The following is a 20082-nucleotide window of genomic DNA, read 5'->3' as shown; positions in this document are numbered from 1 at the left end:
GCCCCGTAGAGTCGAGCTCGCTCGACTGCCCCACGCGTCAGTCGAGCAAGCTCGACTCTACAGGGCGGTGGCCACCGGCAGCCGATACAATGGCCGTCTGCCGTACTCCGGCATCCCGTCCCTGAGCCAAAGAGTTGCCCATGTCCATCGTCCGCATGACCGACCTCGACCTCTCCGGCAAGCGCGTGCTGATCCGCCAGGATCTGAACGTGCCGATCGAGAATGGCCGCATCACCTCCGAACAGCGCATCACCGCCTCGCTGCCGACGCTCAAGCGGGCGCTGGAGCAGGGCGCTGCGGTGATGGTCACCTCGCACCTGGGCCGTCCGAAGGAAGGCGTGTGGAGCGAAGCCGATTCGCTGGCACCGGTCGCCCAGCGGCTGTCCGAACTGCTTGGCCGCGAGGTTCCGCTGGTGCGCGATTGGGTGGACGGCGTGGACGTGCAGCCGGGCCAGCTGGTACTGCTGGAAAACTGCCGCATGAATGTCGGCGAGGGCAAGGATGACGAAGCCCTGTCGAAGAAGTACGCCGCCCTGTGCGACGTGTTCGTGATGGATGCCTTTGGCACCGCGCACCGCGCCCAGGCCTCCACCCACGGCGTCATCCGCTTCGCCCCGGTGGCTGCCGGCGGCCCGCTGCTGATGGCTGAGCTGGATGCGCTGGCCAAGGCACTGGATGCCCCGGCCAAGCCGCTGCTGGCCATCGTGGCCGGCAGCAAGGTCAGCACCAAGCTGGAACTGCTGGCCAATCTGGTCGGCAAGGTCGACCAGCTCATCGTCGGTGGCGGCATCGCCAACACCTTCATCGCCGCCGCTGGTTACAAGGTGGGCAAGTCGCTGTACGAGCCGGACCTGCTGGATACCGCGAAGAAGATCGTCGCCGACGCCCAGGCCCGTGGCGCCGCCATCCCGCTGCCGGTGGACGTGGTGACCGCCAAGCAGTTCCTGCCCGATGCGACAGCGGAAGTGAAGGCCGTCGATGCCGTGGCGGAGGATGATCTGATCCTGGACATCGGCCCGCAGACCGCCGCGCAGTACGCGCAGCTGATCGATCAGGCCGGCACCGTGGTCTGGAACGGCCCGGTGGGCGTGTTCGAGTTCGAGGCCTTCAGCAAGGGCACCGAAGCGCTGGCCCGCGCCATCGCCAGCTCCAAGGCGTTCTCCATTGCCGGTGGTGGCGACACTCTGGCGGCAGTCGACAAGTTCGATATTGCCGGTGATGTCAGCTACATCTCCACCGGTGGCGGCGCGTTCCTTGAGTTCCTGGAAGGCAAGACCCTGCCGGCCGTGGCTGCTCTGGCCGCACGCGGCGCATGAGCGCGGCGCTGCGCGCTGACGGAGAAGAGCGTGCCACGCTCTTCTTCGACATGGACGGCACCCTGATCGATTCGGAAGTGGGCATCACCCGCTGCATCGCCTATGCGCTGCAGAAGATGGGCCAGCCGGTGCCACCGCAGGCAACCCTGCTCGGCTGGATCGGCCCGTCCCTGCGCACCACCTTCACCCCGCTGTTCGGCGACGACGTGCGGGTGGAGGAAGCCGTGGCGTTGTACCGCGAGCGTTTCGACGTGGAAGGGTGGCGTGAGCACACCGTCTACCCGGAGATCGAAGCCACCGTCCGCGCGCTGCATGGCCGTGGCCATCGGCTGGCGGTGGTCACGGCCAAGAACGAACCGCACGCACGCCGCATCGTCGAGCACCTGGCGTTCGGCGAGCTGTTCGATGATGTGATCGGCTCCACACCGGATGGCTCGCGCAGCAGCAAGCCGCAGCTGGTGGGTGAGGCGCTGCAGCGTCTGCAGCTGGAACCGGGACAGTGCTGGATGATCGGCGATCGCCGCATGGACATCGAGGGCGCCCGCCACCACGGCCTGCGCAACGTGGGTGTGCTGTGGGGGTTCGGCGGCGAAGCCGAGCTGACCGAGGCCGGCGCCGGCCAGCTGGCCCGCGAACCGGCGCAGCTGATCACCTTGCTGGCCTGACCGACCCAGGGGTCGGATCCCTCTCCAGCGAAGAGGGCTCTGACCCCGTCGGCCATGCCCGTGCCGGGGCGGGAACCGATTACATCCGTTCCCTGTCCGGGCGCTGTCCGGTCCATGTCCCGAAGAGTCAGGCGCCACAAGGGTGTAACCGTATACATGGGGCGTGAAGGATGTGCTAATTTCCCCCCTTTCACGGGAGAGGCCCATTCACCATGTTCGAGCGTCAGCGTCGCACCAAGATCCTAGCCACCCTCGGTCCAGCGACCGACCCGCCGGGCGTGCTGGAGGATCTGTTCCGCGCCGGCGTGAACGTGGTGCGCCTCAACTTCAGCCACGGTGATCCGTCCGGCCAGGCCAAGCGTGCTGCCGACGTGCGTGCCGCCGCGGCCCGCGTGGGCGTGGAAGTGGGCATCCTGGCCGACCTGCCGGGCCCGAAGATCCGCATCGAACGCTTTGCCGAGGGCAAGGTTTACCTGAAGGCCGGTGACCGTTTCGACCTGATCGCCAGCGAAAGCGCCGGCCCGGGCGATGCCTCCCAGGTGGGCGTGAGCTACCTGGGCCTGCCGCAGGACGTGGGCCCCGGCGACGTCCTGCTGCTCGACGATGGCCTGATGCAGCTGCAGGTGGTTGAAGTGCAGGGCGACCGCATCATCAACACCGTGCTCAACGATGGCGCGCTGTCCGACCGCAAGGGCCTGAACAAGCAGGGCGGCGGCCTGTCGCTGGGCGCGCTGACCGAGCGCGACAAGGAACTGATCGGCATCGTTGCCAAGATCGGCGTCGACTTCATCGCAGTGTCCTTCTGCCGCAACGCGCAGGACATGAACGATGCGCGCCAGATCGCCGAATCGCACGGCTGCTATGCCGCGCTGGTGTCCAAGATCGAACGCACCGAAGCCATCGAGAATCTGGAAGAGATCGTCGAAGCCAGTGACGTGGTGATGGTGGCCCGTGGCGACCTCGGCGTGGAAATCGGCGATGCCGAACTGCCGGGCCTGCAGAAGAAGATCATCAAGGCCTCGCTGGCGCAGAACAAGGTGGTGATCACCGCCACGCAGATGCTGCAGTCGATGGTGGAAAGCCCGATCCCGACCCGTGCCGAGGTGCTGGACGTGGCCAACTCGGTCATCGACGGCACCGATGCGGTGATGCTGTCGGCCGAAACCGCCGCCGGTGCCTACCCGGTGAAGGCGGTCGAGGCGATGGCCCGCATCTGCCTGGGCGCCGAGCGCCAGTTCCAGACCGAGACCGACTTCAACGCCTCGCCGCGCAACCTGGAACGTGCCGACCAAGCCATCGCCATGGCCACCATGTTCCTGTCGCAGCACGTGGGCGTGCGCGCCATCGTGGCGATGACCGAATCCGGCGGTACCGCCCGTTACCTGTCGCGCTTCCGCGCCAAGGCCCCGGTGTTCGCGGTGACACGCCATGACGGCGCCCGCCGCCAGATGGCGCTGATGCGCGATGTGTACCCGATCAACTTCGACAGCCGTGGCCTGACCCCGCGCGAAGCGGCCCGCGGCAGCATCCGCCTGCTGGTCGAATCGGACCTGCTGCAGGCCGGTGACCGCGTTGTGTTCACCAGCGGCGAGCACATGGAAACCCTGGGCGCCACCAACACCCTGCGCCTGCTGGAAGTGGGCGAAGACGGCCGCGCCAGCGGCCTGGGCGATCTGTAAGCCCTGACGGCATCGGCTCGGCACTGCCGGGCCGGGGCCAGAGCCCCTGCGGGGATCTGACCCCACGCCGACCTGGGGTCGGATCCCGCAGGTGCTCCGACCCCACAGCGCAGGACATGTTTTGTCCTGCGCACATCTGGAAGCGTTTCCATCCTGTCCTCCACGGCGAGGCAACGGGCAGCGGGGCTATACTTACGTTTTTCCCGCACCCGCCACAGGAAATACATGAGCATCGAACAGCTGGCTGAAACCGCCCAGGCCATGGTCGCCCCGGGCAAGGGCATCATCGCGATCGACGAATCCACCGCTACCATCGCCAAGCGTTTCGCCGGCGTCGGTATCGAGAACACCGAGGAGAACCGTCGTGCCTACCGCGAGCTGCTGCTGACCACGCCGAAGCTCAACGAGCACATTTCCGGCGCCATCCTGTACGACGAAACCATCCGCCAGTCGACGAAGGACGGCGTGCCGTTCGCCAAGTACATGGCCGACCACGGCATGATTCCGGGCATCAAGGTGGACAAGGGTGCACACCCGCTGGCCGGCTGCCCGGGCGAGCTGGTCACCGAAGGCCTGGACGGCCTGCGCGAGCGCCTGCAGGAGTACTACAAGCTGGGTGCGCGCTTCGCCAAGTGGCGTGCGGTCATCAACATCGGTGACAACACCCCGTCGGGCACCTGCATCGAGTCCAACGCCCATGCGCTGGCCCGTTATGCCGCGCTGTGCCAGGAATGCGGCCTGGTGCCGATGGTCGAGCCGGAAGTCATCATGGACGGCGACCACGACATCGAGACCTGCTACGAAGTCACCGAAGCCACCCTGCGTTCGCTGTTCGACGCCCTCTACCAGCAGAACGTGCTGCTGGAAGGCACCATCCTGAAGGCCTCGATGGTCATCTCCGGCAAGGGCTGCGATGAGCAGGCCGACGTCGAGGAAGTGGCCGAGTCGACCGTGATGTGCCTGAAGAGCACCGTGCCGGCCATCCTGCCGGGCGTGGTGTTCCTGTCCGGCGGCCAGACCGACGAGCAGTCCACCGAGCACCTGAACGCGATGAACCAGCTGGGCAACCTGCCGTGGCCGCTGAGCTTCTCCTACGGCCGTGCCATGCAGCAGGCGGCGCTGAAGCTGTGGGCCAAGGACATGAAGGGCAACTACGCCGCTGCACAGAAGACCGTGTACGAGCGCGCCAAGGACAACGGCCTGGCCGCGCTGGGCAAGTGGAACGGCTGAGCCGTCCCATTCCCTGCATGACGTGACACGCAGACGCCGGCATCCTGCCGGCGTCTGCTTTTGCGGGTATCGTTGCTGCTCCCTCGCGCAAGGCCTGTGCGCCTGGGGTATACGGAAAGGCCAGGGAGATGCTCAATGCGTACCACCACCCTCGCGCTGGGCCTGGCCACCGTGCTCTGCGCGGCAGGCTGCAACCGTATCGGCCCACCGGGGCCATCGGGCACGGTGCCGGTCCTGCAGTTCGACAAACCCGTATCCGGCGAAATCACCTCGCGCAGCGGCGTGAACTTCAACGATGGCAGCCACCATCAGCTGTACCAGATCACCCTGCAGGACAAGCAGCGGGTCGGTATCACGATGACCGGCGCGCTCAGCGGCGCGATGACCATTTTCCATGATGGGAAAGTGATCACCCGCAGCCACACCGGCTATGAGGGCGGCAACGCCGCTGTCGCGTTCCGTGCCGCAGGTGCGGGCACCTACCAGATCGCAGTGAATGCTTTCGGGCCGGAGTCCTACGGTCTGTTCCGGCTGCGTGCCGAAGTGCTCGCGCCTTACGATGGCAAGCCGATCATCAACACCGGGCGTATTGCCGACCTGTTGCTGGACCCGTCGCAGACGTACACCCTGCAGGTGGACACACCGGGCCACTACGGCATCGACCTGCGCTCGGAGGCGTTCGACACCGTGCTGGCGCTGGAGGGTGAGGGCGAGGATGTCGAGAACGACGATGACGAAGACGGTGAGGGAACCGACTCGCGCATCCGCCTGGCATTGCAGCCCGGCCGCTACACCCTCACTGTCAGCAGCCTGGACGCTGGGGACACCGGCGATTTCACGTTGGACGTCCAGCGCACCGAAGCGCAGTAGATCCACGCCATGAGTGGATGCCGTGATGCGTGGATGCCGTGTCGCATCCACGCTCATTGCAGCGCCTCAATGCGCCGCGGCAAATCCGGTATCGCCCAGCGGCGGTAGCGGCACGATGCGTTCGGCTTCCACCGCCTGGCCGGCGGCAGCCAGTGCCTGCTGGTATGCCTTGGCGGTCGCGGTGTTGAAAGCGACCAGCACGATGCGCATCGGCTGCGCATGGCTGCGCTGCCACGCCAGTGTTTCGGTCACTGCCACCTGCGCGGCCTGGTACAGCGGGTAGCCATAGACACCGCAGCTGATGGCCGGGAACGCGATCGACTGCACGCCCAGCGACTCGGCCAACTGCAGCGATTTCCAGTAGCAGTTGGCCAGCAGGGCCGGCTCGTCGCGCTGTCCGTCATGCCACACCGGGCCGACCGTATGCAGCACATGCCGCGCGGGGAGGGCATGGGCACCCGTGGCGCGCACTTCCCCGGTCGGGCAGCGCACGCCCGGCCGCAGTTCCGGCAGGCGCTCGCACTCGGCAAGCAGATCCGGCCCGGCCGCGCGGTGGATGGCACCGTCCACGCCACCCCCGCCGAGCAGGGTTTCATTGGCCGCGTTGACGATCGCATCCACCGCCAGGGTCGTGATGTCGCCCTGCCACACTTCGATCTTCATGCGTCCGTCTCCTGCCTGTTGTTGTTGCGCGCCGTGCCCGCGCTGGCTGCACCCACCGTAGTGGAGAGGGCATCCATGCTGCGTCATGACCGTCTCACGCGCTGCGATTTACGGCCTTCACGCACGATGGGGGGCAGCACCTTCACGCAGGCTGAAGCAGAAAGGGGTCAGATCCTTTTCCGCATGGAAAAGGCGCTGACCCCTATCTTCGGTTTACGTTGGTCTGGGGTCAGAGGCTTTCCCTGCGGGAAAGGGATCCGACCCCGGGCTTACGGCAGGCCGGCCAGCCAGTCGTCGTCGGATCCTTCGTTCACATCGGCGAACAACGGCGTGGAGAAGTAGCGTTCGCCGGTGTCCGGCAGCATCGCCAGAATCACCGACCCGGCTTCGGCGCGGCTGGCCACATCCAGCGCGCTGGCCACCGTGGCGCCGGCCGAGATGCCGACGAAGAGGCCTTCCTCGGCCGCCAGGCGGCGCGCGGTGGCGATCGCGCGGTCATCTTCGACCGTCAGCAGTTCATCCACCACGTCGCGGTTGAGCACGTCCGGCACGAAATCCGGGGTCCAGCCCTGGATCTTGTGCGGCTTCCAGTCATCCCCCTTCAGCAGCGCCGCGCCGGCCGGTTCGGTGGCCACGATGCGCGTCTGCGGCCGGGCGACCTTCAGCACTTCGCCAACGCCGGTGAGGGTGCCACCCGTACCCCAGCCACTCACGAAGTAGTCCAGCCGCTTGCCGGCAAAGTCGCGCAGGATCTCCGCCGCCGTGGTGTTGCGGTGATAGGCCGGGTTGGCCGGGTTGGCGAACTGGCTGGCCAGGAACCAGCCGTGCTCTTCGGCCAGCTCGCGCGCCCTGCGTACCATGCCGCTGCCACGCTCGGCTGCCGGGGTCAGGATGACCTTGGCGCCATAGGCACGCATCAGCTTGCGCCGTTCCACCGAGAAGGTCTCGACCATGGTGGCGACGAACTTGTAGCCGCGCGCCGCGGCCACCATGGCCAGGGCCACGCCCGTATTGCCCGAGGTGGCTTCCACGATCGTGTCGCCGGGCTTGAGCAGGCCGCGGGCCTCGGCATCGAGGATGATGGCCAGGGCCAGGCGGTCCTTCACCGAGCCCCCCGGGTTGAACGACTCGACCTTGGCGTACAGGGTCACGCCCTGCGGGGCCAGGCGCTGCAGTTTGACGATGGGGGTGTTGCCGACGGTGTCGAGGATGGAGTCGTACAGGGCCATGGAAGCGCTCCGGAAGCGGGCCGCGCCGGGGGCCGGCGGGGCGGAAGAGGGAGGCTGGCCGTTCAGGCCAGCGGCTGCCGGCTGACCGTAGCGCCCGCATATGACGCCCGGAAATGACCAGATGCCTTTCTTAAACAACGTTTGGTTATAAGCTGGTGACGGTAATAGACCCTAGAGTGGACATCCGCCCCTGCGCCCCCGCCCGCCATGACGCTTACCCAGCTGCGCTACCTGGTTGCCATCGCCGATGCCGAGATGAACATCACGCTCGCGGCATCGCGCGTGCACGCCACCCAGCCCGGCCTGTCCAAGCAGCTCAAGCAGCTGGAGGACGAGCTGGGCTTCCTGCTGTTCGTACGCAAGGGGCGCAGCCTGGAATCGGTCACGCCGGCCGGGACCGAAGTGATTTCCCGCGCCCGCGCGGTGCTGGCCGAGGCCAACAACATCCGCACCTACGCCGCGAACCAGCGGCGCGAGAGCCAGGGCCAGCTGATCCTGACCACTACCCACACCCAGGCGCGCTTCGTGCTGCCGCCAGCGGTGGCGGCAATCAAGCAGGCGTACCCGCAGGTGAGCGTGCACCTGCAACAGGCCGGTGAGGCGGATGCGCTGGACCGCCTGAACCAGGGGGATGCGGATATCGCGATCATCAGCACGGCCGGTGGTGAGCCGACCGATGGCATCGCGGTGCCGTTGTTCCGCTGGCGGCGGCTGGTGGTGGTGCCCAAGGGCCACCCGCTGGACCGCGCCGGTCGCGCCCCGGACCTGGCCGCGCTGGCCCGCCAGCCGTTGATCAGCTACGAATCCTCCACCCGCCCCAATTCTTCGCTGCAGCGCGCCTTCGCGGGCAGCGGCCTGGTACCGGACCTGGCGTTGACCGCGCTGGATGCCGACCTGATCAAGACCTATGTACGCACGGGCCTGGGCGTGGGCCTGCTGGCCGAGATGGCGGTCAGTTCCAACGACGAAGACCTGCGCGCGTGGCCGGCGCCGGAACCGATCACCGAGTGCATCGCATGGGCGGTGCTGCCGCGCGACCGGGTGCTGCGCGATTACGCGCTGGAGCTGGTGCATGTGCTGGCGCCACAGATCGATCCGCGCGACCTGCGGCGGGTGCTGGATGGCAACCAGGCCGCCGCATGGCCGGTGCCGCCGACGTGGGAATCGCTGACCCAGACCATCACGGTCTGAGGGGTGGGGTTTCGGCAGGGCTTGCAGCCCTGCACCTGCTGACGTCAACGTCAAAGGCAACAGCGGGCATTCCGTGGGATGGCGGGGCGGTGTGGGTGGTCAGGACACGCCGTAAACCCATCCATGGGGGCTCGATGGCGCCATCCATGGCGCCAACGGTCCTGCCCACCCACACCGCCCCACCTCTGACAGTTGGCTGGCGGCTGTATCTGTCAGATATCGATATTCATCTGGGGTCAGGGCTTGGCCAGTAGATCCACGCCATGCGTGGATGAAATCCGTCAGATATCGAATGAATTCATCGGTGCCGACCAACGGTCGGCACCCACCATCAGCAGCAGGTTCCTACAGCTCGCAGGAAACTGTCGAAGGCGGGGTGGGTCCGGTTGAGGGGGCGTGAGCGCCATGGATGGCGCGACCGAGGCTCCATGGACGGATTCACGCCGTCCCCCTCAACCGGACCCCCCCCCGCCATCCCACGGATAGCCCGCTTCTGCTGTTGCTTCGGCTCTGGCTTCTGCAGGTGCAGGGCTGCAAGCCCTGCCGAGACCCAAAAAAAACGGGGCCGGACCCCGCCAGGGCCGACCCCCGCCTGGCGCCCTCTGCCAAGCAGACTCGACTGTACGATGACAGCGCACGACAAAGTGCCCCTGGATACATCCCGACATACGTCGACACTGCCCCCGGGAGCCTTGCACGGAAGGGGTTCATGGCGCTACCGCATGGCCCGTTCCACGCCGGTAAACGCTTGGCACATATCGTCTTCGCAGCCCCTTGCCTACACTCGGCGGCCGTGGATCAACCAGGACCTTTCATGTTGGCTCGTATCACTTCGACCCTGGCCCTTGGCCTCTGCCTGGCCGTCCTGGCCGGGTGCGCAGGCAAACAGGAGGCCGCCGCGCGTCGGCAGGGCGAAGCGGTGCCGGTCACCGCGCAGGTCGTGCAGCCCTCGCAGTGGAACGACACCCTGCAGGCGCTGGGTACGGCCAAGGCACGTGAATCCATCAGCGTCACCGCCAAGGTCAGCGAGATCGTCGAGCGCGTGCACTTTGAAAGTGGCCAGCAGGTTGCCGCGGGTGCTCCCTTGGTAACCCTGCGCGGGCAGGCCCAGGAAGCCGCGCTGGTGCAGGCGCAGGCAACCTTCCACGAAGCCGACCAGCTGTACAAGCGGCAGCGTGAGCTGGCCATCCAGCGCCTCGTGTCCAGCGCCACCCTCGATACCCAGAAGTCGATCCGCGACGCCGCCGAAGCGCGCGTGGCGCAGATGCAGGCGGACATCGGTGACCGCCGCGTGCGTGCGCCGTTCGCCGGCGTGCTGGGCATCCGCCAGGTCAGCCCGGGCACGCTGCTGACCCCCACCACGGTCATCGCCACCCTGGATGACCTCGAGCGCATGCACGTCGATTTCCAGGTGCCGGAAGTGGAAATGGCCGCGCTTTCCCTCGGCGACAAGGTCAGCGCAACGAGCGTGGCCTGGCCGGGGCGCACCTTTGAAGGTGACGTGACCACCATCGATGCGCGCATCGATCCGGCCACCCGCGCGGTGACCGTCCGCGCCGACTTCGCCAACAGCGACCACGCGCTGCGCCCGGGCATGCTGCTGGACGTGCGCCTGTTCCGCCCCGAGCGCCCGGCGCTGGTGGTGCCGGAAATCGCCGTGGTGCAGGTCGGCCGCGATACCTTCGTGTACCGCATCAAGGCCGATGACACCGTCGAACGCGTGGACGTGACCACCGGCGCACGTCGTGCGGGCGTGGTCGAGATCCGCCAGGGCCTGCAGGGCGGTGAACGCATCGTCGTCGATGGCACCGGCAAGCTGCGCGCCGGCCTGAAGGTCGCGGCGACCAACGCGGCGCCGGCCAGCGGTACCGCACCGGTCGAAGCGCCGGCTGCAGCTGCGGCTGAGGGCAACGGCGGATGAAACTGTCGGACATCTCCATCCAGCGGCCGGTGTTTGCCGTAGTGATGAGCCTGCTGCTGGTGGTGCTGGGCATCATGTCCTTCACCCGCCTTACCCTGCGTGAGCTGCCCGCCATCGATCCGCCCATCGTCTCGGTGTCGGTGGATTACACCGGCGCCTCGGCGGCGGTCATCGAAAGCCGCGTCACACAGGTGCTGGAAGACGCGCTGGCCGGCATCGAAGGCATCGATACGATCAACGCGCGCAGCAGCAACGGCCGCTCGCAGGTCAGCATCGAGTTCACCTCCAACCGCGATATCGAAGCGGCCGCCAACGATGTGCGCGATGCGGTCAGCCGCGTGGCCGATCGCATGCCGGAAGAGGCGCGTCCGCCGGAAATCGCCAAGGTCGAGAGCGATGCCGATCCGATCATCTGGTTCAACATGTCCTCCACCACGATGGACACGCTGGAACTGAGCGACTATGCCGACCGCTATGTGGTCGACCGCTTTTCCAGCCTGGACGGCGTGGCCCAGGTCCGCATCGGTGGCCGCCAGCGCTATGCCATGCGCATCTGGCTGGACCGCGACCAGTTGGCCGCGCGCGGGCTTACCACGGGCGACGTGGAAACCGCGCTGCGCAACGAGAACGTGGAACTGCCGGCCGGCCGCATCGAATCCACCGACCGCGACTTCACCCTGCGCGTCGAACGCAACTACGTGAAGCCCGAGGATTTCGCCACCATCCCGCTCGGCAAGGGCAGCGATGGTTACGTGGTGCGCATGGGCGATGTCGCGAAGATCGAGCTGGCGTCAGCCGAACGCCGCGCCTACTTCCGCAGCAATGGTGAACCGGGCGTGGGCCTGGGCATCGTCAAGACCTCCACCGCCAACTCGCTGGATGTGGCCCGCGCCGCGCGCGCGGAAGCAGAGAAAGTGGCCGCGACGCTGCCAGAAGGCACGCAGATCGTGGTGACCTTCGACAACACTACCTTCATCGAAGCGGCCGTCGACCGCGTCTATGCGACGCTGGTTGAAGCGATGCTGCTGGTGCTGGCCGTCATCTGGCTGTTCCTGGGCAGTTTCCGCGCGGCGCTCATTCCAGCGGTGACCGTGCCGGTGTGCCTGGTCGCAGCTTTCATCGCGCTGTACGCCTTCGGCTTCTCGATCAACCTGCTCACCCTGCTGGCGCTGGTGCTGTGTATCGGCCTGGTGGTGGACGATGCCATCGTGGTGGTGGAAAACGTGCAGCGCCGCATCGACCTGGGCGAACCGCCGCTGGTCGCATCCAAGCGCGGCACCACGCAGGTGGCCTTCGCGGTCATCGCCACCACCGCCGTGCTGGTGGCCGTGTTCCTGCCGGTCGGCTTCCTGGAAGGCAACACCGGCCGCCTGTTCCGCGAACTGGCGGTGGCACTGGCCGCAGCGGTCGCACTGTCGGCATTCGTCGCGCTGACGCTGACGCCGATGATGGCCTCCAAGCTGCTCAAGCCGCATACCGGCCAGGCGCCGCGAGGCCTGCATGGCTTCATCAACCGCAACCTGGAACGCGTGGCCTCGGGCTATGGCCGCGTGCTCGACCACCACGTCGACCGCACCTGGATCTACCTGGTGGTGATGGCGCTGGCGCTGGCTGCCAGCTGGGGCCTGATGAAGATCCTGCCGTCCGAGCTGGCCCCGGCCGAAGACCGTGGCTCGTTCCAGATCATGATCGATGGCCCGGAAGGCGCCGGCTACGACTACACCGTGCAGCAGGTGCAGCAGGTCGAAGCGCTGCTGGCCCCGCACGTAGGTGCCGACAAGACCATCGCCCGCGCCAACCCGCGCGTGCCCGGTGGTTTTGGCGCCAGCGAGGAAATGCACACCGGCCGGGTCAGCGTGTTCCTGCAGCCGTGGCGCCAGCGCAGCGAAAACACCGTGGACGTGGCCAACGACCTGCAGAAGGAACTGGACACCCTGCGCGGCGTGCGCGTGCGCACCCAGGTCGGTGGCGGCCTGGTGCGCAGCGGCGGCCAGCCGTTCCAGATCGTGCTGGGTGGCCCCGAGTATGCGGAAATCGCCCAGTGGCGCGACCGCATCCTGCTGCGCATGGCCGACAATCCGGGCTTGGTCGGCCCCGATTCGGACTACAAGGAAACCCGTCCGCAGATGCGGGTGAACATCGACCGCCAGCGTGCGGCCGATCTGGGCGTGCCGGTCACCGCGATCGGTTCGGCACTGGAAACCATGATGGGCTCGCGCCGCGTCACCACCTTCGTCGACAACGGCGAGGAGTACGACGTGCTGGTGCAGGCCGGCCGCGATGGCCGCGCCAGCCCGGCCGACCTCGCCGCCATCCGCGTGCGCGCCAATTCCGGCGAACTGGTGCCGCTGTCCAACCTGGTCACCCTCAGCGAAGTGGCCGAGGCCGGCACCCTGAACCGCTTCAACCGCCTGCGTTCGATCACCATCAGTGCCGGCCTGGCGCCGGGCTACCCGCTGGGCGAGGCCATCGCCTGGGCACAGCAGGTCACCCGCGAGGAGCTGCCGCAGTACGCCCAGATCAACTGGAAGGGCGAATCGCGCGAGTACCAGAGTGCCGGCGGCGCGGTGCTGCTGACCTTCGCCATGGCGCTGCTGGTGGTCTACCTGGTGCTGGCCGCGCAGTTTGAAAGCTTCATCCACCCGCTCACCATCATGCTGACCGTGCCGCTGGGCGTGCTCGGCGCGCTGGTGGGCCTGTGGGTGAGTGGCGGCACGGTGAACCTGTTCAGCCAGATCGGCATCGTGATGCTGGTCGGCCTGGCGGCCAAGAACGGCATCCTCATCGTTGAATTCGCCAACCAGCTGCGTGATGACGGGCGCACGGTGCGCGAGGCCATCATCGAATCGGCCGTGGTGCGCCTGCGCCCGATCCTGATGACCTCGATCGCCACCGTGGTGGGTGCCATCCCGCTGGTGGTGGCCGGTGGCCCCGGTTCGGCCAGCCGTGGCACCATCGGCATCGTGATCATCTTCGGCGTCACCCTGTCCACCTTCCTGTCGCTGTTCGTGGTGCCCGCGTTCTACGCGCGCCTGGCGCCGTACACCCGTTCGCCGGAAGCAGTGAAGCGCGAACTGGAAAAGCAGGAAGCCGAATCGCCCTCGGTCGGCGGCCATGCCTGACCGACGTGGCGACGGCCCGGCCGACGGGGTCGGATTCCTTTCCCAACGGGAAAGGGCTCTGACCCCGGATCTGCAGGGCGAGGGCTTCCGGCTGCGCCTCTGGCACCCCGACGATCTCCAATCGCTGCTGCAGCACGCCAACAACCCCGATGTCTCGCGCGGCCTGCGTGACCGCTTCCCGTACCCGTACACCCGCGAGGACGGCGAGGCCTTCCTGGCCGGCCGCGTGCTGGCCCCCGGCACCCTCAATCTGGCGATCGAGATCGACGGCCACGCCTGTGGCAGCATCGGCGCGCAGCCGGGTACGGCCGAGCGCGGGCATACCGCCGAATTGGGTTATTGGTTGGGTCAGGCGCAGTGGGGGCAAGGCGTGATGACCCGCGTGGTGGGCCTGTTCGCCCCTTGGGTGATGGACGAGCTGCACCTGTTCAGGCTGCAGGCCGAGGTCCTGGATTTCAACGAAGGCTCGGCCCGCGTGCTGCTGGCAAACGGCTTCACCGAAGAGGGCACCGCGCGCTGCGCCGTCTACAAGCGCGGCGTCCTGCACGACCTGCGGCGCTTCGCCCGGGTGCGGATGCACCTGCCCTGACCGGCCAGGGAGGGGAAGGGGGGTAGAGTCGACTATCAGTCGACCATCGCGCGCAGCGCGGGCTCTTCTGCAGCCGGGGCAGACGGCAGTCGACTGACCGGCCGGGAGGGGATGGGGGTAGAGTCGACTGTCAGTCGACCATGGCGCGCAGCGCGGGCTCTTCTGCAGCCGGGGCAGACGGCAGTCGACTGACAGTCGACTCTACCGGTGCAGGCGGGCAGACGGCAGTCGACTGACAGTCGCCTCTACCGGGTGTCCGGGCATCCGGGCATCCGTGCGTTCCGTCGCCAGCGGCCAGCCGGCCCGTCCCGCAGCCCGCGTTCCTCCTGGCGCTACCGCAGCGACCCTGGATCAGCGAGAATCGGGGCGTCCCTTCCAGCCGACGGGACGTCCTTACAACCCGCCGACTGGAGAGAGCGCGCGTGGAAGCTACCGTACACTTCATCAACAGCATCATCTGGAGCAAGGCGCTCATCGCCGTGTGCCTGGGCGCCGGCCTGTTCTTCAGCCTGCGCACCCGCTTCATGCAGATCCGCGGCTTCTTCGAGATGTGCCGCCTCACCGTTCAGGGCGAAAAGTCCGAGGCGGGCGTGTCTTCCTTCCAGGCCCTGGCCATGTCGATGGCCGGCCGCATGGGCATCGGCAACATTGCCGGTGTCGCCACCGCCATCGCTTTCGGTGGCCCGGGCGCCATCTTCTGGATGTGGGTGATGGGCTTCCTCGGCGCGTCCACCTCGTACGTGGAATGCACCCTGGCGCAGATCTACAAGACCAAGGACGCCGAAGGCCGCTACCGCGGTGGCCCGGCGTACTACATCGAAAAGGCCATGGGCCTGAAGTGGTACGCGCTGGCGTTCGCGATCGCCACGATCATCGCCGCCGGCTTCCTGATGCCGGGCGTGCAGGCCAACGCCATCGCTGACAGTGTCATCAACGCGTGCCGTGGCACGGCCATGTGTGGCCCGCTGGATGGCCAGGTGATGGGCATGAGCTCGGTCGAAGCGCTGAAGCTGGGCATCGGCATCGCCGTGGCGCTGCTGCTGGGCGTGGTCATCTTCGGTGGCGTCAAGCGCATCGCCAACTTCGCCGAAGTAGTCGTGCCGTTCATGGCCGCCGCCTTCATCCTGATGGCCATCGTCATCATGATCATCAACTACGACCGCGTGCCGGAAATGTTCGGCATCATCTTCGACAGCGCGTTCGGCACCCACGCCGCATTCGGCGCGATGATGGGCCTGGCGGTGGAATGGGGCATCAAGCGCGGCATCTATGCCAACGAAGCCGGCCAGGGCTCGGGCCCGCACGCCGCAGCCGCGTCCGAGGTCTCGCACCCGGCCAAGCAGGGCTACGTGCAGGCGTTTGCCATCTACTTCGACACCATGATGGTGTGCACGGCGACCGCGTTCCTGATCCTGGCCAGCGGCACCTACAACGTGTACTCGCCCGTGGAAGGCGCCGCGCCGATCTTCCAGGGCCTGGCGGGCATTCCGGAAGGTGCCGGCTACGCGCAGGCGGGTGTGGAAGCAGTGCTTCCCGGCTGGGGTTCGGCGTTCGTCTCTATCGCCATCTTCTTCTTCGCCTTCACCACCATCATGGCCTATTACTACATGGCCGAAACCAACCTGACCTACGTCAACCACAACAAGAAGCGTCCGCTGACGGTGCTGGTGCTGCGCCTGGGCATCCTTGCCATGGTCGTCTTCGGCGCATTCCACAATGCGACCCTGGCCTGGGCGCTGGGTGACATCGGCGTCGGCCTGATGGCCTGGTTGAACATCATCGCCATCCTCATCATCCAGAAGCCGGCGATGCTGGCCCTGCGTGACTACGAACGACAGAAGAAGCTGGGCCTGGATCCGGTGTTCGACCCCGATGCCCTGGGCATCAAGAACGCCGATTTCTGGCGCCAGCGCAAGCAGGAGAGTGTGTAAGTGAACAACCCTTGGAACAACCGCCGCCCGTCTGCCCGTCCGCCGCGCGCAACGCCATTGCCGCGTCCGGAGGCGCCGGCCACGGGCGGTGGTGGTGGCCGTGGCGGCAACGATGAGCTGCGCCTGTTCGGCCTCAACGCCGTGCTGGCCGCCTTCGAGGAGCGCCCGCAGGCGCTGCGCAAGCTGTACCTGCTGGAGGCGCGCATTCCGCGCCTGCAGCCGCTGCTGAAGTGGTGCGTGGCCAACCGCGTGGGCTACCGCGTGGTGGAAGACGGCGATCTGAACAAGCTGGCCGGTACCACCCACCATGAAGGTGTGGTGGCCGACGTGCTGCGTGCGCCGGTGCTGCCGCTGGCGCAGTGGCTGCAGCAGCTGGGCGATGGCCCGGCGCTGGCGCTGTGGCTGGATGGTGTGGGCAACCCGCACAATCTGGGCGCGATCCTGCGCTCGGCCGCGCACTTCGGCGCCAAGGCCCTGCTGCTGCCCGCTGGCAGCACGCTGGCCCTGTCCGGCGCCGCCGCGCGCGTGGCCGAAGGTGGTGCCGAGGCCTTGCCGCTGGTGCAGCTGCCCGATGACGCATCTGCCATGGCGCAGCTGCGCGCGGCCGGTTTTGGCCTGGCGGCGACCCTTGTTGAAGGGGGGCAGGACGTGTTCCGCGCCGAACTGCCGGCGCGCCTGGTGTACGTGATGGGCGCCGAGGGCGAGGGCATGGACCGTGCGCTGGCCAGCCAGTGCGACCAGCAGGTGTCCATCCCCGGCAGCGGTGCGGTGGAAAGCCTCAACGTCGCCTCGGCCACAGCGGTACTGCTGGCACAGTGGGCCAGCCGCCGCGATTGATCCCGCGACCGGGGTCGGATCCCTCGCCATCGGCGAGGGCTCTGACCCAAGCAGCCCCCGACCGGGGTCGGATCCCACGCCACCGGCGAGGGCTCTGACCCCCGCAGCCCCCGACCGGGGTCGGATCCCTCGCCACCGGCAAGGGCTCTGACCCCAGCAGCCCCCGACCGGGGTCGGATCCCACGCCACCGGCGAGGGCTCTGACCCCCGTATGGCTGTTAAGCGCTCTTTGCAGTCCGCAAAGAATCTTGATGATTTGAAACTTTCCTCATTGGCCCGCCATTTCCGGCAACGCAGGGTGGAACTCCATCCCTCGATGTTCCCGGAGTGGCTGTCATGTTCCAACCGCAACGCACCCTGTCCGTCTCCTTCCTGCTGGCCGCTGCGCTGGTCAGCACCAGTGCTGCCGCAAGCGAGCGCAGCCTGGAAAACGTCAACTTCATGGGCCCGTTGATCACGCCCAATCCTGCCGGCCTGCCGGAGGGCCACTGGTTCATCGAACCCTATCTGGTCCGCGTCGACAGCAACGCGCACTACGACGCCGAAGGCCGGCGCCAGCGCAGCGCGCAGGACAGCGGTGCGTGGGCGGTGGTGCTGCCGGCGATGTATGGCTTCAGCGATCGCCTGATGGGCCAGGTGAACCTCAGCACATCGCGCGCCGAATCAGGCGCGGGGCACAGTCGTGGCTTCCGTGCCGGTGATACCACCGCACGCCTGCAGTACCTGCTGCAGGCCCCCAATGCCGATGGCACCCGGCCGGCCGTCTCGCTGGCCGTGTCGCAGCGGTTCAGCACCGGCAGCCACGACCGCATCACGGGTAACCCGCTCAACGCCCAGGGGGATGGCGTGCAGCGCACCACCGTCGCGCTGGGCGTGCAGCAGGTAGTGTGGATGCCGAACGGGCGGCCGCTGCGCTGGCGCGGGCAGCTGATGGCCGGCCCGGCGCCCGCGCGCACGGCGCTCTCCGGGGCCAGCATCTACGGCACCGAGGCTGGGTTCCAGGGGCATATCGCCCGTGGCTCGGTGCTGGGTTTTTCCATGGCCGGCGAATACAGCATCAATGAGCGCTGGGTGGGTGTGATGGAAGTGGCTGCCAGCCGCGAGACCGGGCAGCGCCTGACCGGCTTCGCGCCCACCGACGATGGGGGCGTGCGCGCCATCAACGAGCTGCGCCCGGCCAGCCGTTCGCTCACCCTGGCCCCGGCGGTCGAGTACCACTTCAGTCCCTCACTGGGGCTGATCGCAGGCGTGGAGTTCAGCGTGGCCGGCCGCAACACCGGCCGCATCATCAGTCCGCAGATTGCCGTGGGCATGTTCTTCTGACTCGGGGGCGGTATGACCATTGAATCGATCATCAACACCCTGCTCGGCATTGTCTGGAGCCCTTGGCTGGTGGTGCTCTGCCTGTTCGCAGGCCTGTACTTCAGCGTGCGTACGCGTTTCATCCAGCTGCGCGCGCTGCCTGACATGCTGCGGCTGATGTTCCGCCACGAACGCTCCGAGGCGGGCGTATCGCCCTTCCAGGCGCTGTCACTGTCACTCTCCAGCCGGGTGGGGGTAGGCAACATCGCGGGTGTCGCCATGGCCATTGCTTTTGGCGGTCCCGGTGCGATTTTCTGGATGTGGATCGTGGCCTTCCTGGGGGCGTCCAGTGCCTTCATCGAATCGACGCTGGCACAGATCTACAAGGACCGCGATGGCAACGGCCAGTACCGGGGCGGGCCGGCGTACTACATCGAAAAAGGGCTGGGCCAGCGCTGGTACGCCGTCTTGTTCGCGCTGGTCACCGTGCTGGCGGGGGCGATGCTGGCCGGCACGCAGTCCAATGCCATCACCAGCGCGGTGAACGAAGCCTGGGGCATTCCGGTGCTGGGCACCACCGCCGTGCTGTTGGCCGTGTTGGCGGCGGTGCTCTACGGCGGTGTGCGGCGCATCGCACGGGTGGCCGAATGGGTGGTGCCGATCATGGCCGTGGCCTACCTGCTGGTGACCGCCGTGGTCATGCTCATCAACGTGGACAAGGTGCCCGAGGTCTTCGCCCTGGTGCTGCGCAGCGCGTTCGGCATGGATGCCGCATTCGGCGCGATGATCGGCACCGCCATCCAGTGGGGCGTGCGACGCGGCGTCCTGTCCAACGAGGCAGGCATGGGCAGTGGCGCCCATCCCGCCGCAGCGGCGGAAGTCTCGCATCCGGTCAAGCAGGGGCTGGTGCAGTCGTTCTCCGTCTACATCGACACGCTGGTGGTGTGCAGTGCAACGGCCTTCCTGATCCTGTCCACCGGGCTGTACAACGTCTACGATCCGGCCGTGAACGGGGTTCCCGACGAGGCGCGCCTGCTGTTGGCCAACCTGCCGGGCGTCGAGGCCGGGCCACGCTTCGTGCAGCATGCCGTGGAATCGGCACTGCCAGGCTTCGGTCGATCATTTGTCGCGCTGGCGATCCTGCCGTTTGCCTTCACGACGATCCTGGCGCTGTACTACATGGCCGAAACCAATGTCAGCTACCTCTGCCGCGACCGGCCGGGACGCGCCACGATCACCGCGTTCCAGCTGCTGTTCCTGGCCGCCACCGGCTACTCGGCACTGAACACTGCAACCGTGGCCTGGGCACTGGGGGATATCGGTGTCGGCATGATGAGCTGGTTGAACATCATTGCCATTCTGCTGTTGCAGAAGCCGGCCTTGGCAGCGCTGCGCGATTACGAACAGCAGCGCCAACGAAAGCGTGATCCGTTGTTCCACCCGAACAACATCGGCGTGCGCAACACGCGCGTCTGGAGCAGCTGACCGGACCGGGGTCAGATCCCTCGCCCATGGCGAGGGCTCTGACCCCACGGGA

Annotated in this window: 15 protein-coding genes; 13 read left to right on the top strand and 2 right to left on the bottom strand. The window is 67.2% G+C overall.

What is annotated here, in order from left to right:
- The first annotated feature begins 140 nt into the window (after nucleotides 1-140).
- The 5 genes from C1924_RS15785 to C1924_RS15765 all read left to right on the top strand — a co-directional run bounded on the left by C1924_RS15785 (nucleotide 141) and on the right by C1924_RS15765 (nucleotide 5760).
- On the top strand, nucleotides 141-1316 hold the full coding sequence (locus tag C1924_RS15785) for a phosphoglycerate kinase (protein WP_108766149.1): 1176 nt from the start codon (nucleotides 141-143) through the stop codon (nucleotides 1314-1316).
- Complete coding sequence (locus C1924_RS15780) at nucleotides 1313-1981, top strand: HAD hydrolase-like protein (protein WP_108766148.1); 669 nt, start codon at nucleotides 1313-1315, stop codon at nucleotides 1979-1981. The genes C1924_RS15785 and C1924_RS15780 overlap by 4 nt, the downstream gene beginning before the upstream one ends.
- A 212-nt stretch (nucleotides 1982-2193) precedes the next feature.
- Nucleotides 2194-3660: a pyruvate kinase gene (pyk, locus tag C1924_RS15775; RefSeq protein WP_108766147.1), complete on the top strand. Its 1467-nt coding sequence runs from the start codon at nucleotides 2194-2196 to the stop codon at nucleotides 3658-3660.
- Between the two features lie 225 nt (nucleotides 3661-3885).
- Entirely contained in the window at nucleotides 3886-4890 is a 1005-nt protein-coding gene (locus C1924_RS15770) for a class I fructose-bisphosphate aldolase (RefSeq protein ID WP_108766146.1), read from the top strand.
- Between the two features lie 135 nt (nucleotides 4891-5025).
- The gene (locus C1924_RS15765) at nucleotides 5026-5760 is read left to right on the top strand and encodes a hypothetical protein (RefSeq protein WP_108766145.1); all 735 of its coding nucleotides are present in this window, start codon (nucleotides 5026-5028) and stop codon (nucleotides 5758-5760) included.
- A gap of 66 nt (nucleotides 5761-5826) precedes the next feature.
- Here C1924_RS15765 and C1924_RS15760 read toward each other — a convergent pair whose 3' ends face one another.
- Nucleotides 5827-6423, bottom strand: coding sequence for an O-acetyl-ADP-ribose deacetylase (locus tag C1924_RS15760; RefSeq protein WP_108766144.1), 597 nt, complete (start codon nucleotides 6421-6423; stop codon nucleotides 5827-5829).
- Nucleotides 6424-6692: 269 nt separating this feature from the next.
- Nucleotides 6693-7652: a cysteine synthase A gene (gene cysK / locus C1924_RS15755; RefSeq protein WP_108766143.1), complete on the bottom strand. Its 960-nt coding sequence runs from the start codon at nucleotides 7650-7652 to the stop codon at nucleotides 6693-6695.
- A 207-nt stretch (nucleotides 7653-7859) separates the two neighbouring features.
- Between cysK and C1924_RS15750 the strand changes: the two genes are divergently transcribed.
- The 8 genes from C1924_RS15750 (at nucleotide 7860) to C1924_RS15715 (ending at nucleotide 20030) form a co-directional block, all read left to right on the top strand.
- Nucleotides 7860-8843, top strand: coding sequence for a LysR family transcriptional regulator (locus C1924_RS15750; protein ID WP_108766142.1), 984 nt, complete (start codon nucleotides 7860-7862; stop codon nucleotides 8841-8843).
- Between the two features lie 814 nt (nucleotides 8844-9657).
- A complete protein-coding gene (locus C1924_RS15745) occupies nucleotides 9658-10764 on the top strand; it encodes an efflux RND transporter periplasmic adaptor subunit (protein ID WP_108766141.1) in 1107 nt (368 codons plus the stop codon).
- On the top strand, nucleotides 10761-13886 hold the full coding sequence (locus C1924_RS15740; protein ID WP_108766140.1) for an efflux RND transporter permease subunit: 3126 nt from the start codon (nucleotides 10761-10763) through the stop codon (nucleotides 13884-13886). Before C1924_RS15745 ends, C1924_RS15740 begins: the two co-directional genes overlap by 4 nt.
- Nucleotides 13879-14475 (top strand): GNAT family protein, encoded by a 597-nt coding sequence (locus C1924_RS15735; RefSeq protein ID WP_108766139.1) that lies wholly within the window; start codon nucleotides 13879-13881, stop codon nucleotides 14473-14475. The genes C1924_RS15740 and C1924_RS15735 overlap by 8 nt, the downstream gene beginning before the upstream one ends.
- A gap of 422 nt (nucleotides 14476-14897) precedes the next feature.
- Nucleotides 14898-16406, top strand: a complete 1509-nt coding sequence (locus tag C1924_RS15730; protein WP_108766138.1) for an alanine/glycine:cation symporter family protein — start codon at nucleotides 14898-14900, stop codon at nucleotides 16404-16406.
- On the top strand, nucleotides 16407-17243 hold the full coding sequence (locus C1924_RS15725; protein WP_108766137.1) for a TrmH family RNA methyltransferase: 837 nt from the start codon (nucleotides 16407-16409) through the stop codon (nucleotides 17241-17243).
- Between the two features lie 336 nt (nucleotides 17244-17579).
- Nucleotides 17580-18566, top strand: a complete 987-nt coding sequence (locus tag C1924_RS15720) for a hypothetical protein (protein ID WP_108766136.1) — start codon at nucleotides 17580-17582, stop codon at nucleotides 18564-18566.
- Nucleotides 18567-18578: 12 nt separating this feature from the next.
- The gene (locus C1924_RS15715) at nucleotides 18579-20030 is read left to right on the top strand and encodes an alanine/glycine:cation symporter family protein (RefSeq protein ID WP_108766135.1); all 1452 of its coding nucleotides are present in this window, start codon (nucleotides 18579-18581) and stop codon (nucleotides 20028-20030) included.
- Nucleotides 20031-20082: the final 52 nt, after the last annotated feature.

Origin of the sequence: Stenotrophomonas sp. ESTM1D_MKCIP4_1 (genome assembly GCF_003086895.1) — a bacterium.
GTDB lineage: Bacteria > Pseudomonadota > Gammaproteobacteria > Xanthomonadales > Xanthomonadaceae > Stenotrophomonas.
This window is presented reverse-complemented; position numbering and strand designations above follow the sequence as displayed.

Excerpts from the sequence above, each read along its gene's own strand:
- C1924_RS15720 (WP_108766136.1), top strand. The coding sequence starts at position 17,580 with ATGTTCCAACCGCAACGCACCCTGTCCGTCTCCTTCCTGCTGGCCGCT.
- C1924_RS15785 (WP_108766149.1), top strand. The coding sequence starts at position 141 with ATGTCCATCGTCCGCATGACCGACCTCGACCTCTCCGGCAAGCGCGTG.
- pyk (WP_108766147.1), top strand. The coding sequence starts at position 2,194 with ATGTTCGAGCGTCAGCGTCGCACCAAGATCCTAGCCACCCTCGGTCCA.
- C1924_RS15740 (WP_108766140.1), top strand. The coding sequence starts at position 10,761 with ATGAAACTGTCGGACATCTCCATCCAGCGGCCGGTGTTTGCCGTAGTG.
- C1924_RS15780 (WP_108766148.1), top strand. The coding sequence starts at position 1,313 with ATGAGCGCGGCGCTGCGCGCTGACGGAGAAGAGCGTGCCACGCTCTTC.
- C1924_RS15715 (WP_108766135.1), top strand. The coding sequence starts at position 18,579 with ATGACCATTGAATCGATCATCAACACCCTGCTCGGCATTGTCTGGAGC.
- C1924_RS15770 (WP_108766146.1), top strand. The coding sequence starts at position 3,886 with ATGAGCATCGAACAGCTGGCTGAAACCGCCCAGGCCATGGTCGCCCCG.
- C1924_RS15760 (WP_108766144.1), bottom strand. The coding sequence starts at position 6,423 with ATGAAGATCGAAGTGTGGCAGGGCGACATCACGACCCTGGCGGTGGAT.
- C1924_RS15765 (WP_108766145.1), top strand. The coding sequence starts at position 5,026 with ATGCGTACCACCACCCTCGCGCTGGGCCTGGCCACCGTGCTCTGCGCG.
- cysK (WP_108766143.1), bottom strand. The coding sequence starts at position 7,652 with ATGGCCCTGTACGACTCCATCCTCGACACCGTCGGCAACACCCCCATC.
- C1924_RS15735 (WP_108766139.1), top strand. The coding sequence starts at position 13,879 with ATGCCTGACCGACGTGGCGACGGCCCGGCCGACGGGGTCGGATTCCTT.
- C1924_RS15745 (WP_108766141.1), top strand. The coding sequence starts at position 9,658 with ATGTTGGCTCGTATCACTTCGACCCTGGCCCTTGGCCTCTGCCTGGCC.
- C1924_RS15750 (WP_108766142.1), top strand. The coding sequence starts at position 7,860 with ATGACGCTTACCCAGCTGCGCTACCTGGTTGCCATCGCCGATGCCGAG.